Annotated in this window: 14 protein-coding genes; 8 read left to right on the forward strand and 6 right to left on the reverse strand. The window is 61.8% G+C overall.

The window, feature by feature from the left end; genetic code table 11:
* Positions 1-13: 13 nt before the first annotated feature.
* The gene (locus ACWNZ3_RS14895; protein ID WP_496900427.1) at positions 14-1,636 is read left to right on the forward strand and encodes an FAD-dependent oxidoreductase; all 1,623 of its coding nucleotides are present in this window, start codon (positions 14-16) and stop codon (positions 1,634-1,636) included.
* Positions 1,636-1,818, forward strand: coding sequence for a DUF2783 domain-containing protein (locus tag ACWNZ3_RS14900; protein ID WP_114275286.1), 183 nt, complete (start codon positions 1,636-1,638; stop codon positions 1,816-1,818). Before ACWNZ3_RS14895 ends, ACWNZ3_RS14900 begins: the two co-directional genes overlap by 1 nt.
* On the opposite strand, the gene ACWNZ3_RS14905 is transcribed toward ACWNZ3_RS14900, so the two are convergent.
* Positions 1,819-5,028 carry a 2Fe-2S iron-sulfur cluster-binding protein gene (locus tag ACWNZ3_RS14905; RefSeq protein ID WP_496900428.1) on the reverse strand — a complete coding sequence of 1,070 codons (3,210 nt, stop codon included), beginning with the start codon at positions 5,026-5,028 and terminating at the stop codon, positions 1,819-1,821. It lies immediately after the preceding gene.
* Between the two features lie 256 nt (positions 5,029-5,284).
* Between ACWNZ3_RS14905 and hpaR the strand changes: the two genes are divergently transcribed.
* The 6 genes from hpaR (at position 5,285) to ACWNZ3_RS14935 (ending at position 11,759) form a co-directional block, all read left to right on the forward strand.
* Positions 5,285-5,737, forward strand: a complete 453-nt coding sequence (gene hpaR / locus ACWNZ3_RS14910; protein WP_496900429.1) for a homoprotocatechuate degradation operon regulator HpaR — start codon at positions 5,285-5,287, stop codon at positions 5,735-5,737.
* A gap of 133 nt (positions 5,738-5,870) precedes the next feature.
* Positions 5,871-7,175 (forward strand): hypothetical protein, encoded by a 1,305-nt coding sequence (locus tag ACWNZ3_RS14915; protein ID WP_496900430.1) that lies wholly within the window; start codon positions 5,871-5,873, stop codon positions 7,173-7,175.
* A 19-nt stretch (positions 7,176-7,194) separates the two neighbouring features.
* On the forward strand, positions 7,195-7,386 hold the full coding sequence (locus ACWNZ3_RS14920; RefSeq protein WP_274573963.1) for a hypothetical protein: 192 nt from the start codon (positions 7,195-7,197) through the stop codon (positions 7,384-7,386).
* A 104-nt stretch (positions 7,387-7,490) separates the two neighbouring features.
* Positions 7,491-8,759 carry a hypothetical protein gene (locus ACWNZ3_RS14925; RefSeq protein WP_496900431.1) on the forward strand — a complete coding sequence of 423 codons (1,269 nt, stop codon included), beginning with the start codon at positions 7,491-7,493 and terminating at the stop codon, positions 8,757-8,759.
* A gap of 338 nt (positions 8,760-9,097) precedes the next feature.
* The gene (locus ACWNZ3_RS14930) at positions 9,098-10,288 is read left to right on the forward strand and encodes a hypothetical protein (RefSeq protein WP_269361455.1); all 1,191 of its coding nucleotides are present in this window, start codon (positions 9,098-9,100) and stop codon (positions 10,286-10,288) included.
* Between the two features lie 247 nt (positions 10,289-10,535).
* Positions 10,536-11,759, forward strand: a complete 1,224-nt coding sequence (locus ACWNZ3_RS14935) for a hypothetical protein (protein WP_269361457.1) — start codon at positions 10,536-10,538, stop codon at positions 11,757-11,759.
* A gap of 222 nt (positions 11,760-11,981) precedes the next feature.
* Here the strand turns inward: ACWNZ3_RS14935 and mnhG are convergent, their stop codons facing one another.
* The 5 genes from mnhG to ACWNZ3_RS14960 are packed head-to-tail and all read right to left on the reverse strand — an operon-like array spanning position 11,982 to position 15,180.
* Positions 11,982-12,380 carry a monovalent cation/H(+) antiporter subunit G gene (gene mnhG, locus ACWNZ3_RS14940; protein ID WP_114275294.1) on the reverse strand — a complete coding sequence of 133 codons (399 nt, stop codon included), beginning with the start codon at positions 12,378-12,380 and terminating at the stop codon, positions 11,982-11,984.
* Positions 12,377-12,664, reverse strand: a complete 288-nt coding sequence (locus ACWNZ3_RS14945) for a K+/H+ antiporter subunit F (protein WP_114275295.1) — start codon at positions 12,662-12,664, stop codon at positions 12,377-12,379. Before ACWNZ3_RS14945 ends, mnhG begins: the two co-directional genes overlap by 4 nt.
* Complete coding sequence (locus ACWNZ3_RS14950; RefSeq protein ID WP_269361460.1) at positions 12,661-13,161, reverse strand: Na+/H+ antiporter subunit E; 501 nt, start codon at positions 13,159-13,161, stop codon at positions 12,661-12,663. The genes ACWNZ3_RS14945 and ACWNZ3_RS14950 overlap by 4 nt, the downstream gene beginning before the upstream one ends.
* A 1-nt stretch (position 13,162) precedes the next feature.
* The gene (locus tag ACWNZ3_RS14955; protein ID WP_496900432.1) at positions 13,163-14,833 is read right to left on the reverse strand and encodes a monovalent cation/H+ antiporter subunit D; all 1,671 of its coding nucleotides are present in this window, start codon (positions 14,831-14,833) and stop codon (positions 13,163-13,165) included.
* Positions 14,830-15,180 carry a Na+/H+ antiporter subunit C gene (locus tag ACWNZ3_RS14960; RefSeq protein WP_269361463.1) on the reverse strand — a complete coding sequence of 117 codons (351 nt, stop codon included), beginning with the start codon at positions 15,178-15,180 and terminating at the stop codon, positions 14,830-14,832. Before ACWNZ3_RS14960 ends, ACWNZ3_RS14955 begins: the two co-directional genes overlap by 4 nt.
* Position 15,181: the final 1 nt, after the last annotated feature.

Raw genomic sequence — 15,181 nt, forward strand, 5'->3', positions numbered from 1 at the left:
AGGGAGGATCGATATGGTTGCCGTGAGATACCAGACTGCTTTCAAGCTCTACCCCTACCACCAGGTCCCCGCGCAATCGCAGGCCCCGGTGCGGCACCCGGTGGTCATCGTCGGGGGCGGTCCCATCGGCCTCACCCTGGCGCTTGATCTCGGGCTCAAGGGCACCCCGGTACTGGTGTTGGACGACCACGAGGGCGCTGGCCTTGGGTCCAAGGCGATCTGCTTTGCCAAGCGCACGCTGGACATCGCGCATCGTCTTGGCGCGGCGCAGCCGATGGTGGACAAGGGCGTGGTCTGGAACGTGGGCCGGGTGTTTCACGCAGACAGTGAGGTTTACGAATTCAACCTTCTTCCCGAAGACGGCCACCGCTACCCCGCCTTCATCAATCTGCAGCAGCCCTATTTCGAACGCGACCTTGTGGAAGCCATCGAAAAAGCCCGGACCACTGGCGCGCCGATCGAGATACGGGGCGCAAACCAGGTCACCGCGATCACGCCGCAGGACGGGTTTACCACGCTGGAGGTCGACACCCCCGATGGCCCCTACCGGATCGAGGCCGACTACCTGATTGCCTGCGACGGCGCGCGTTCTCCCCTGCGCGAGATGATGGGGCTGACCTTCGATGGCCGGGTGTTCGAGGACAACTTCCTGATCGCCGATGTCCACATGAAGGCCGACTTCCCCACCGAACGCTGGTTCTGGTTCGATCCGCCCTTCGAGGGCGCCGGCCAGTCCGCCCTGCTGCACAAGCAGCCCGACGACATCTGGCGCATCGACTTTCAGCTTGGCTGGGACATCGACCGCAAGGCGGAGCTGGACCCGGAGCGTATCCGCGCCCGCGTCGATGCCATGCTGTCCAGCCAGACCGGCACCGTGCCGGAATACGAGCTGGCATGGACCTCGATCTACACATTCCAATGCCGTCGCATGAAGTCTTTCCGACATGGCAACGTGATCTTTGCAGGCGACAGCGCGCACCAGGTCTCGCCCTTCGGTGCGCGCGGGGCCAATTCCGGTGTGCAGGATGCGGACAACCTGGGCTGGAAACTTGATCTTGTGCTGAAAGGGCTGGCCGATGACAGCCTGCTCGACAGCTATGCCACCGAACGTGAATTCGGCGCCGATGAGAACATCCTGAATTCGACCCGTGCCACCGACTTTCTGACGCCCAAGACCCAGACCAGCCGACTCTTCCGTGACGCGGTGCTGACCCTGGCAGAGCGGCATACCTTTGCCCGGCCCTTGGTGAATTCGGGACGCCTGTCGGTGCCATGCACCTATGACGGATTTCCGCATTTCGGCCCCGATGCGCTGAATGGCCCTGCGGTCACCCGCCCCGGCGCGGCCTGCGTCGATGCGCCGGTCGAAGACGGCTTCCTGCTGGACAACCTCGGCGGCACCTTCACCATCCTCGCTCTGGGCTGCGCCGCAGAGGCGCTGAGCGCGCAGGGCATTGACGCGGCTGTGATGGAAATCGCCAACCCCTCCGACGCGCTGATCCGCCGCTACCTTGGTGACGCGAAACAGGCCGTTTATCTCATCCGCCCCGATCAGCATGTCGTGGCCCGCTGGCCCGGTTTCGACGCGGATGCCATCGCCAGCGCCATTGGCCGCGCCCTCGGAAAGGACAGCTGATGTCTGTGACACTGACCCCGAACATCCCCGACCAGGACGGATTTTACGACGAGCTGCTGCGCGCCCATGAGGGCCTGAGCAAGGAGCAGTCCGATGCGCTCAACGCGCGGCTGATTCTGGTGCTGTGCAATCACATCGGCGACCGCGAGGTGATCCGCGCGGCGCTGGCGGCGGCGAAATAATCACAGGTCCACTTCGACCACGCCACCGGCCTCTGCCGCCCGGCTCTGGCACAGGATGATTGCATCCTGCCGCTGCGCCCTGGACAGCACGAAATCGCGGTGCTCGACCGCGCCCGAGACCAGGCCGCATTTGCACACGCCGCAGATGCCGTCGGAGCATTTCACGTCCACATGGATGCCATTTTCCGCCAGCACGTCCGTCGCGCTCTTGCCGGCAGGCACGGCGAGGTCGCGCCCCGAGCGCGCCAGCCGCAGGGTGAATTCGTGGTTCACATATTCCGGCACTTCGGGGACCGAGAAATACTCCAGATGCCGCGCCTCCTCCGGCACGCCCGCCGCCTCTGCCGCCGCCATGACCGCCGACATGTAGCGATCCGCCCCGCAGGTATAGACATGCGCGCCCGCAGGCAGGCCGCCCATCACGGTGCCCAGATCGGCGCGTGTATCCTCATCGGTGATGTGCAGATGCACCCTGTCGGCCCAGGGCACCGCCGCGAGATCCGTCAGATACCCCATGCTGCCGCGTGACCGCCCGGAATAATGCAGGGCAAAATCGCGCCCCGCGCGGTGCAGCTCATGCGCCATGGCGATCATCGGTGTCACCCCGATCCCGCCGCCCATCAGCAGCGAGAACGGTGCTTCCGCATCCAGCGGGAAATGGTTGATCGGGTGCGAGATGAAGACCTTGCGCCCCTCGCTGAAGATCCGGTGCAGCAGTTTCGATCCACCGCGCCCCGCATCCTCCATCAGCACGCCGATCTGATAGGTGCTGCAGTCGCCCGGATCACCCGACATGGAATACTGGCGCAGGAATTCCGGCGCCACCACGATATCCAGATGCGCCCCCGCCTGCCAGGGCGGCAGATCACCCCCGCCCACAGGCTGAAACTCATATTTGGTGATCCCTGCCGCCATCTTCTCCGCCTTGGTGATCTCTACATGGATCACCGGGCTGTCGGCGGCATCGGTGGTGCGGTGCACCATGCTCTCATCGCCCGCCGCCAGACGCCGCTGATATTCCTCGGCCGTGATCATCGCGCGGTAGGCCTCGATCCCCGCCTCCCGGTCCATCGGGTCAGGGTACGGATATGGATGCGGGGCCAGTGGTGCGGGATAGACCGCCAGAGTCTGGTCCTCATACTTCAGGTCCAGATCCCGTTGCAGGGACCGTTCGTTCACTGGCTTGTCCGTGGGACGGTAGCCGCCGTCTTCCGCGATCTCCAGATCCCACCACCATTTCTTGACCGGGTTCAGCCCGCCATTGCCCACCGCATCATCCAGCCGCGCCAGCGCCGGGGCCGCTGCGGGAATGTTCATCGCGGCCCAGCGGAACGGGGCTTCCTTGAAGATGCCTTCCAGGTTCCAGGGGCAGGTCTTCATGCAGCGCCCGCACATCGCGCCGCCGGGTGTGGTGATCCGGTAGGTGGCGCATTTCTGGCTGTCGGATTTCCAGATCTCATAGCCGTTGAACATCAGCTTCGGCCCGGCGGTGATCGCGCCCGAAGGACATTCCCGCGCGCATTTGTTGCAGGACTCGCAGAATTTCTGCAGGCCAAAGTCGATGGGTCTGTCATGCGCCATCGGCAAATCGGTGGTGATCGCCCCAGATTTCAGGCGCGGGCCCAGATAGGGGTTCAGGATCACCTCGCCGATGCGGCTGACCTCGCCCAGCCCGCTCAGCAGCAAGAGCGGCGGCTGCAGCACCTCGCCATCCATCACCGTGTGCGCCTTGGCGCTGTAGCCGAGGTTGCGGATCTGTTTCGCCACCACGCCACCAATCAGCGAGAACCGCAAATAGGCGCGCATCGACTGCGCAACGCTGATCCAGTCGTCGCCCGAGGCGCCCTCCATCGTCTCGTAGCCCTGGTCGATGATCAGCGACACCGCCTGATCATGCGGCGGGTCGATGGGCGCGCCGGTGGCGTCATGCGAATACCACGCCCAGTCCGGGCAGCGCGAAATGCCGACCGCATCCGCGCCAAGGTAATAGCAGGTCGCCTTGACCAGATCGGCGGCCTCCGCCGGGTCCAGCGTGACCTTCCGATCCGCCGGGGCGCCATCCTGCAACAACACGAAAGCCCCCAGCGCCCGCCGTTGCGCGGTCGAAGGCGCAGCCTTGCGCACATAGTATCCGCCCTTGGCCCCCTCCTGCAGCGCCTTGCCCATGTCGCCGAACTGCGCGCGGGCGAACATGTCGGTCCGCTTGGGCACCCGCGCCACCCGCGCCTCGTCGATATAGGTGGTGGGGTCCTCCACCCGTTTCAGGCGCTCGAAAGGATGCGCGCCATCCACGAACCGGCGTTTGGCATAGGGCACCGCGTTCATCGCATTCTTGCGAAAACCCGTGCCCAGTTTCCACCGCACGCCAAAGGCCGGGGCAGGCTGCGCCGACATCGGTGCCAGTGGCCGGTCCGGGGCCATGGCAAAGCTGGTCGTCACCGCCGCCAGACCGAAGCGCCCGCCGATATAGGGGTGGTGCAGCGCGCCGTCCTCCACCGTCGCCAGCCCCGCGGCAACCGCAAGCCGGCCAAGATCAACATCCGAGGTCGAGACCGTATGCCCCCGTGCGTCAAAGCCCAGCACCCTCAGGTAATTGGCCAGCACCACGGCGGTTTCCGCCGCGAGCAACCCTGCCCGATGCGCCTGCGCCTCCCTGATCCAGGTGGTCCCGGCTTCGCCCGCCTCAACGTCACGCGGGTTCTCGTAAAGGAAGACCAGCGCATGGGTGTGGCCGTCAATCGTGCCCGGCGGCGCCTCCATCGATTCCTTGAGGTCGGCCATGATCATGTCGATGCCCGAGGCCAGTGTTTTGGTCTGGCGGGTGCGCAGGTCTTGCGCCAGCCGGTCGATGTCGGGGTTGCGAAAGGGGGTTTCCAGCACCGCTTCCGCAGGCAGCTTGCATACGCCGACCACCGCCGCGTCAGAGAAATATCCAAAGGCTTTCAAATGATTTGCACGCTCCTGCAAGTCCTCCGGCACCTCGGATATGCCCCGATTGATCAGCCCGTCGCGGATTGCGTCCAGCATCGCCTGATGCTCGCGCATCGCATTGAGGATCGACAGCGGATCATCAGACCGTTCAAAGCTGAGCTGCGCCATCGGCGGCACCGCTGACAGCTCCGGTAGTTGCCCGGCCCGCGCCAGCAGCTCGGTGGGGTATGGCCCCATGTGGACCGGACGGTTCTTGTCCGAAAACAGGCGGAATGTCATCGCGCGGTCCCTTTGCAACAGCCAAATGCCGAGGCCGCGACGGTCACCTGCCGCACAGGCCTTGTCAACCGATCACGCGCAGGCAATTCCGACCACCCCGGCCGCCCCGAAACAGGCCATAGCCAGCGGCCCCGTGGGGCCGTGACCCAGTCGGATGCAACACACCCCATTTAGTTAGCATGGAAAGTAATATAGCCTTGCACTGCCACCCGTAAGATACCAGATGAACCCATCCCACCAGCCAGCAGGTTCCCGTGTGACCAAGCCCAAAGACGCCAGTTCAGAGACCCTGCCCGCAACCGACCGGTCCCTGCCGATCGCGCTGATCCGCGCGCGGGAAACGGTGATGGCCCCGATCCGCGAGATGCTGAGCGAGACGGGGATCACCGAACAGCAATGGCGGGTGCTGCGTGTCCTGTCCGAAGGCGGCACGCTCGACGCGACCGAAGTGGCGGACCGCGCCAGCCTGCTGCTGCCCAGCCTCACCCGCATCGTGCGCAGCCTGTCGGACCGCGGCTATGTCACCCGCACCCGCGACAATGGTGACCGCCGCCGCCAGATGCTGGCGATCACGCCCACCGGCCAGCAGGTGATCGACGACAATCTTGACGAGGCCCTGCGCATCGCCCAGCGTATTCGTGCAACCCTTGGCGAAAACAATTACGAAAAGCTGCTGGATCTGCTGGGCGCGTTACACACGTTCAAATAGAAGAACGCCAAATTTCTTGACAGCCGAATGTCTGGTTCCTTACCCTCGCCCAATATTTCGGGGTAATTTCCTTCTAATTCATTCCACTGGATCATTCTGCCCGGCCTTTCCCCCGCCGTGCGAAAGGAACATCATGCGTTCGATCAAATTCATCGCCACGACCGTTTTTCTTTTTCCAATGGCTGTCAGCGCCCAGGACAATTTCCTCAACGGTGTAAGTATATCCGACAATGATTTGGGAGAGGCCGACCTGTTTGTCACCGACAACTCCGTTCTGGACGGGGATGTCTGCATCGGTAACGGCTGCACCTTGGACGTAACTTTTGCGACAGATGTCGCGGTCATTGTTTCCGATACAAACAACGGCGTGATTTTTGACGATACATCCTCGGCAACCTACCCGGACCGGGACTGGAAACTGCTGATCAATGATGTGCCGCCAGTTGCGTCCGGCGGACTGGAACGGTTCGCTATCGAGGATGTCACCAACGGCACCATTCCCTTTTCGGTTCTGGGCGCTGCGCCGGAGAATGCGCTGGTGGTGGCCAGCAGCGGCCAGGTGGGCCTGGGCACGGCCATTCCGCAAGCTGATCTGCACATTTCCAGCGCGGACACAGCCGACGTGTTGCTTGCACCCACGAATGCGGGTGTGCGTTCTTTTCAGGTGGGAGTGGATGCAGATGGCCTGTTTACCCGGATTTCGACCGGCGCGATCCCGTTCGAAGTGGCCAATGACAGCGCTTTTGGCGCGTTGCAGATCCTCAACAGCGGGGTCCGGGTGAACGCGGGCAATTTCGACAAGGATTTCCAGATCGGCAGCGATGTGAACGACAATGCAATGTTCGTCGATGGCGCCACAGCCTTTGTCGGCTTCGGCACCAATTCCCCCGAACAGCTGCTGCACATTCGTTCCGACGCGACCGGCAGCGACGCCTTCGCCTTGTTCGATGCCAATGGCACAGGCTCCGACGCGGCGTTCCTTCTGCGCCAGAACGGCGTCACGCCCACGACCTGGGAATTCCGCAACCAGCAGGATTCAGGCCGCCTGAATGTCGGGGTCGCGGGAGGCAACACGCCGCTCAAGATTGACAATACCGCCAACAACAATCTGCTGAAACTGGGCCGCAACGGCCGCCCGGACGAGGTGGTGGTGACCGGAAAGCTGGTGGTGAACAACACCCAGATGAACGTGCCGGATTACGTCTTTGCCGAGGATTACGCCCTGCGCCCGCTGTCTGATGTTCAGGCATTCATTGACGCCAACAGCCATCTGCCCGAGGTGCCTTCCGAAGCACAGATCAGGTCAAGCGGTCTGGACATGGCCGAAATGCAGCTGGTCCACCTGAAAAAGATCGAGGAACTGACGCTTTACACGTTGGAGCAGGAAGAACGGATCACCCGGCTCGAAGCCGCGCTGGAGGCGCTTGTCGCAGAGTAGCCGCAGCGGGGAACTGATAATGGCCTGCGTCTGCGCTGCCCGTGATGTCACGACACAGGGACTTGATCTGGCACAGATGCAGATGGTGGACCTGGAAAAGATCGAAGAGCTTACCCTGCACAGTATCGAGCAGCACAAGACCAACACGGCACAGGGCGCGAGGATAGAACGACTGGAAGAACTGATCGAGGATATGCGCGCCACCCGCTGACCAATTTCTTTTCATGGACGGGTCAGCACCAGGCGCTTAGCGTTACCTGCATATTCACAACTTTAAAGCGCCGTTTCGACGGCTGAACAAAAGGAACAATTTCAATGATCCATTCACGTCTGTTTGCTTCCGGGTTTGCCCTTGCTCTTGCCGCGATGCCAGTGCTGGCCCAAGACCTGACCGGGGACGATCTGATCATCAGCGGAGAGATCGACCAAAACGGATTTGGTACAAACGATTTCAGCGCGTCACTCTCACTCTTTGACGGGCGCATGTGTATCGGGAATGCCTGTGACGACTCCACTGTAGGCGCCCCGGGCCAGCCACCGCTGAAACTACGCTGGAGCGATCCAAGCCTCGTTTTTGAGGACAGTACGACAACGAGTAGCATCCCCAAGCGTGACTGGCGGATTCAGATCAATGATAACACGGTCGGCGGGCTGGACCGGTTTTCCATTCAGGATGAAGGCGATACACCCGGTGAGGAAATACCGGTGATCCCCTTTACAATTATCGGTGGCGCCCCGGAAAACAGCTTCTGGATCGCAGACGATGGCGATATCGGCCTGGGGACAAGCCTGCCGCAGGGCGATCTGCATATTGTAAGCTCTGGCACCCCCGTCAGCCTGCGGATGCAGAACGGCGGCGCCAGCCCCTACAACTGGGAAATGCAATCCAACAACCTGAACTGGTTCGTGAAAAACGTTACCGGCAACCGGGTGCCATTCGTGGTGCGCGCCGGGGCCAGCGACAGCACCCTCGTTCTGAGCGACGACAGCTTTGTCGGCGTCGGGACGGCGGCACCCGAAGAACTGTTGCACATCCGCTCCGACGCGGCCAACACGGACGCCTTCGCGCTGTTCGATGCGAATGGCAGCGGCTCTGACGCGGCCTTCCGCCTGCGCCAGAACGGTGTCATCCCCACCACATGGGAGTTCCGCAACCAGCAGGATTCCGGTCGCCTGAACGTCGGCATCGCGGGCGGCAATACACCGCTGAAGATCGACAATGCAGCGGCCAACAACCTGCTGAAGCTGGGCCGCAACGGCAAACCGGACGAAGTGGTCGTCACCGGCAAGCTTCTGGTCAACAACACCGAGTTGAACGTGCCCGACTACGTTTTCGATGACAGCTATGCCCTGCGCCCCTTGGCCGATGTCCGGTCCTTCATCGAGGCCAACAGTCACCTGCCCGATGTGCCCTCGGCCGCGGATATTGCTGCGTCCGGGGTCGATATGACCGAGATGCAGATGACCCTGCTGAAAAAGGTCGAGGAGCTGACGCTTTATACCCTGGCGCTGGAAGATGCCCGCGCAGCGCAGGCACAAGAAATCGCGGAATTGCGCCGGTTGGTCACGGCAATCCAGGACTGACGACAATCAGCCACCACACCATTTTACGCCATATGGGCGGCAAATTCTGAACGGATTTGCCGCCCATATGCCTTCCCCTCGCCCATTTTAGGCCAAACCGTTGGTTAATGTAGCCACTGGATCACGACCAAAGGTGGCGCAAACAGATGAACAGCCCAAGCACCCTCGCCCGCAGCGCTATTGCAGCCTGCACATTATTTGCTGCGGGGTCGGCTGCTGCGGAAACTGCGCTGCCGGTCAACGACAAGGTGGCTGAACAGAACCACCGGACAGAGGCATTGGCACCCCTTGTTCACCACTTCACCCCACAGGCCAGTAACCAGTAAAGAGGACCAACAATGCCCTTCACCAAATACCTGCGCGCCACCGCGATTGCGGCGGCTACCCTGCCCGCCCTTGCCCAGGCTGAAGTCCTCAGCGAGGACAATCCGACCATCCGCAGCTTTCTCTGCGTCGGCTTCAACTGTGCAGATCAGGATATTGCAGGGATTGACGATTTCCGGGTCAAGGACAACACGATCCGCATCCACTTTGACGATGTGTCCTCCTCCAGCAGCCCGGACAACGACTGGCGCATCATGATCAACGACAGCGCCAGCGGATCGGACGAATACTTTGCCATCCAGGATGCGACGCGCGGGCCGCAGATCTTTCGTCTGTCCGCAGGCGCACCGGAAAACGCTTTGTTCATGGCCCCTACCGGGCGCATCGGCCTGAAAACCTCAATGCCACTGCGTGAACTGCATATGGTGGACGCCAATACCGTGACCCTGCGCATGGACCAGCGCGGCGGCAGCGCGCCCGTGCAGGTCTGGGACATCAACGCCAACCACAACGCCTTTTACGTGACCGATATTTCCAACAGCACGACCCCCTACAGGATCGAACCGGGCGCGCCCAGCGACAGCTTCAGCATCGAGAGCAACGGTTTCATCGGTCTGGGCACCAATGCCCCGGAGGAATTGCTGCACATCCGCACAACGGCTGACAATACCGATGCCTTCGCGCTGTTTGACGCCGCGGGCAGCGGCTCGGATTCCGCCTTCCGCCTGCGCCAGAATGGCGTGACCCCCACCACATGGGAATTCCGCAACCAGCAGGATTCGGGCCGCCTGAATGTCGGGATCGCCGGGGGCAACACGCCGCTCAAGATTGACAATACCGCCAATAACAACCTGCTGCGGCTGGGCCGCAACGGCAGACCGGATGAAGTTGTCGTCACCGGCAAGCTGGTGGTGAACAACACCGAAATGAATGTCCCGGACTATGTGTTCGAACCCGGTTACAAGCTGAAGACCCTGGCCGAAGTCGATCAGTTCATTGCCGAAAACGGGCATCTGCCCGGTGTTCCTTCTGCCGCCGATGTCGCGGCAACCGGGCTGGACATGACGCGGATGCAATTGGCCCAGCTCGAAAAGATCGAGGAACTGACCCTGCACAGCATCTCGCAGGACAAGCAGCTGTCAGCCCAGCAAGAGGAAATCGCACAACTGCGCGCAATGGTTGAGACCCTTGTCGAAGCCCGGTGAAATCGGGGGTTGGGCGCAGCTGCCCGGCAAATAACAACCACGCGCCCTGCCGAAGCCGGGCGCCTGGCCACCCAACTGTGGCCAAAACCCAGCACAAGGTGATAATTCCTGCGACGCGGGACGAATTGGGCAAAACTGTGTTCTCTGTCACGCCCAACCCCGTTATGTTAACTCTGAAATATCAAAAACATCAAAGAGCGACAGCAAACTGTGCTATAATTGCGCTTCCCAGCGCCAGGAGAGAAAAATGAAAAACACCTTTAACCGCACCAGCACCATTGTCGCCGCCGGCGCTTTGATGACCCTGACAGGTGCCGCAAGCGCGCAGCAGGTTTTTGCAACAGACGTCATTATACAGGGCAGCCTCTGTGTCGGCTTTGATTGTGTAAACGGTGAAAACTTCGGTTTCGACACGGTGCGGCTCAAGGAAAACAACCTGCGTGTGCATTTTGACGACACCAGCGCCTCGGCTTCCTTTCCCGGCAACGACTGGCGCATTGTCATAAACGATACCGGCAATGGCGGTGCAAACTACTTTGGCATCGACGACGCAACGAGTGGCAGGCGTGTTTTCAACATCGAAGCGGGCGCAATTTCCAATGCGATGTATATTGATGGCGATGGCGATGTTGGCCTCGGCACCACCAACCCTGCGGTCGAACTGCATGCCGTGGACGGCAATACGCCAGCCCTGCGGCTGGAGCAGGACGGCAGCTCCGGTTTTACGGCGCAGACCTGGGACCTTGCGGGCAACGAAGCAAACTTCTTTGTCCGGGACGTGACAAATGGCAGCAAGCTGTCTTTCCGGATCAGACCCAACGCGCCTGAAGACTCGCTCTTCATCAAAGAAGGTAATGGCGATATCGGCATGGGTACGGACAACCCGCAGGCCGGCCTTCATATTCGCCGGACAAGTACCACAAAGGCGGCGCTTTTGGTTGAGGCAGCTACCGCCGATGCGACCCTCGAACTCAAGCAGAGCGGCACCGTCAGCACGACCTGGGAATTCCGCAATCAGCAATCTTCGGGGCGTCTGAATATCGGTCTTGTGGGTGGCAATACGCCGGTCAAGATCGACAATACCGCCAACAACAACCTGATCCGCATCGGTCGCAACGGTCTGCCGGACGAGGTGAACATCACGGGGCGTCTGGTGATCAACAATACCCAGGTCAACGTGCCCGACTACGTGTTCGCTGATGATTACGTGCTGCGCCCGCTGGCCGAGGTCCGGGCCTTCATCGACACCAACAGCCACCTGCCCGAAGTCCCCTCTGAGGCGCAGATCAAGGCCAATGGCGTCGACATGAGCGAAATGCAGATGGCCCTGCTGAAAAAGGTCGAGGAACTGACGCTCTATACGCTTGATCAGGAAGACGTGATCAGCGCGCAGCAGGCCAAACTGGCCGAGGTTGACGCCCTGCGGGCGGAACTGGCCGAGATCAAGACGCTGCTGTCAGAAACCCGCTGAACAACAAAGCCAGCCCCTTATAGGGTCTGGCGAAATACCTGAAGCATCAGGCATCACGTAGCGCGTTGAAATCTCTGATTTCAGGCAGCGTTACGTGATGCAGGTTTTTCGCATGACGTTTTACAGCGTCCCGCCTTTAACCTGATACACCCCGTATCGCCGATGTCCCGAGAGCGCGCAGCGCGGCAGGGTATCGGCGATTCACGTTTAAGGCGGGGCGCTCTAGCGGGGCTGGTCGGTCCCTGTTTCCTCAATCTCCAGATCAGCCTCCGGGACATTAAGGGTCGACCAGGTCTTGTCCTGCCGGGGGCTTGGCGGCATGTCGCAAGCGCGCTTGTGAATGTTCACCTTGGCAATGAAATTGGCGGATATCGGCGCGGTCACAAAAAGGAACGCGATGATCAGCAGCTCATGCATCGACCCTTCCGCGTAAACGTAAGAGTGGATCATCGACGCCAGCAGCAGCGCCCCGATGCCGACCGTACCAACTTTGGTCGGGGCGTGCAGTCGGGTCATGGAACCGTTGAGTTTCAGCAGGCCTATCGCCGCCACCAGGGCGAAAAACGCGCCCACGACAAGGCAGAAGGCCACGGCATATGTTCCGATCACGGCAAGGGTCATTCGATGATGTCCCCCCGCAGCACGAAGCGCGCATAGGCCACGGTCGACACGAAGCCGAGCATGGCGATGATCAGCGACGCCTCAAAATAGATGCCGGTGCCCTGCGCGACCCCCAGCAGCACGATCAGCCCGATGGCATTCACCACCATCGTGTCGAGCGCCAGGATCCGGTCGCCGGTTGACGGCCCGATCACCAGCCGGACCATCGCCCCCAACTGGCTGAGCGCCACGCAAACAAAGGCAGCAACCAGGCTCCATTGCATCACCTCCTGAGCAAGGGTCATGCGAAAATCTCCTTCAATCTGCGTTCGTAGCGGTGCTTGATATCATCGCGCACGGCATCAGGATCAGGCGCGTCGAGCGCATGTACAAGCAGGCTGTGCCCCTCGTCCGAAAGGTCCGCCGAAACGGTGCCGGGGGTCAGGGTGATGGTGCCGGCCAGAATCGTGATCGCCTCGGGCTGGCGCAGGTCCAGCGGGACGACAACCCAGGCCGGCCGCATCGCGGCATTGGATTTGGTCAGCACGATCCAGGCCACCTGCACATTGGCCACCAGAATGTCCCACATCACCAGCAGGCAATAGCTGAGCATCCTGAAAACCCTGATCTTGCCAGGCCGATCCGGCCACCATTGCGCCGTACCAATGGGGATCACGATCCCCAGGATCAGACCAAAAACGACCATACCCGCCGAGATGCCGTTCTGCAGCAGGGTCCAGACCACGACCAGCAGCAGCGTCAGGAACGGATGTGGCAGCAGCCATCGCAAGGCACGCATCATCTCAATGTCCCTCCTCTTTGGTCTCGCCATGGCCTGCATCCCCGGCCCCGTGGCCCTCATCCGCATGACCGTTGTCATATCCTTCGGGCTTGGGCCGCGTCAGCTTGCCCTTGGTCTCAAGCACCGTGGACATATAGCGCGAGGGCGCGAACAATTGTGCCGAAGTCGCCTCCGTGAAACGGTAGATCGGCCCGGCCAGAACCGTATGCAGCACCAGCAGCACCAACAGCCCGCTGACCGCACCGTAGGACAGGAAACTTGGCACGTCAGAACCATCGTCCTTGGCCGTGGCTTCACGGTTTTCCGCGCTCTTGCTGTCCTCCGCGTCGGCCACATCGCTGGGCACCACGACACTTCGCGACTTCCAGAACAGCGTGCTGCCCGCGCGCGAGAACCCGATAACCGAGATCAGGCTGGAGCCAAGCACAACCGCCCAGATCCAGACCACCCAGCCGCTGGCATAGCCGGCATCCAGGATCAGCAGCTTGCCCACGAAACCCGACAGCGGCGGCAGCCCCGCCATGGCAATCGCGGCGGCAAAGAACATCGCCGCTGTCAGCGGCCCACCGGCCACCGGAGGCTGCGCTGTCAGGTTCAGATCGGAACGGCCCGCGCGGGTCAGATCGGTGATCAGGAACAAGGCCCCCGCCGCCAGCGTGGAATGCACGATATAATAAAGCGCCGCCGCGATGCCGGCCGGTGTGAACAGGGCGATGGACACCATCACCATCCCCATCGACCCGATCACCGAAAAGGCCACCAGCCGGTGCAACCGCCGCGCCGCCAGCACACCGATCATGCCGATGGCCAGCGAAATCAGCGCCAGCGGCATCAGCCACAGCCCGTGCAGCCCTTCCGTCACCGCCACATCCGGGCCGAAGATCAGCGTATAGACCCGGATGATCGCATAGGCCCCCACCTTGGTCATGATCGCGAAGAGCGCCGCCACCGGGGCCGGTGCCTCGGCATAGCTCGACGGCAGCCAGAAATGCAGCGGCACCAGCGCCGCCTTGATCGCAAAGACCAGCAGCAGCATGACGGAGGCGATGCGGATGCCCACCGTCTCGGCCCCGTCGATCATCGTCACCCGCTGCGCCAGATCGGCCATGTTCAGCGTCCCGGTCTGGGCGTAGAGCGCGCCCAGCGCGAACAGGAACAGGGTGGAGCCAAGCAGGTTGTAGAGCACATATTGCACCCCGGCCCGCAGCCGCACATGCCCGCCCGCGTGGATCATCAACCCGTAGGAGGCGATCAGCAGAACTTCGAAGAACACAAAGAGGTTGAACAGGTCACCGGTCAGGAAGGCGCCCATGATGCCCATCAGCTGGAACTGGAACAGCGCATGGAAATGCCGCCCCCGGTTGTCCCATTCCGACCCGATGGCATAAAGCAGCACGAACAATGCCAGCACAGCGGTCAGCAGCACCATCATCGTGCTCAGCCGGTCTCCCACCAGCACGATGCCAAAGGGCGCGGCCCAGTCGCTGAGTTGGTACAGGGTGACCGTCCCGTCCGAGGCCTGCCAGGTCAGACCGGCGGCAATGGTGATCAGCGCCAGCACCCCGGCGACGGAGAACACCCGCTGGATGCCGATGTGATAGCGCGCGGCCAGCACGATGAACGGGGCCAGCATGGCGGGCAGAACGACGGGGGCAATGATCCAGTGGTTCATGCTGCGCCCTCCGACCCGTCTTTGGCCGGGGCCGGATCGTCCACGTGATCGTCATCCGCGCCCAGGTAGGCCCCCAGCGCGATCATCACCACCACTGCCGTCATGCCAAAGGAGATCACGATCGCCGTCAGCACCAGCGCCTGCGGCAAGGGATCGGTATAGCGCTCCGCATCCGTCAGGATCGGCGGGGCACCGATGGTCAGCCGTCCCGAAGCGAACAGGAACACATTGACCGCATAGGTCAGCAGCGACATTCCCATGATCACCGGAAAGGTCCGCAGACGCAGGACCAGGTACAATCCTCCGGCGGTCATGACGCCGATGGCGGAAGCAACAAGGAACTCCATC

It is taken from the genome of Sulfitobacter sp. IGS-18, from assembly GCF_059628195.1.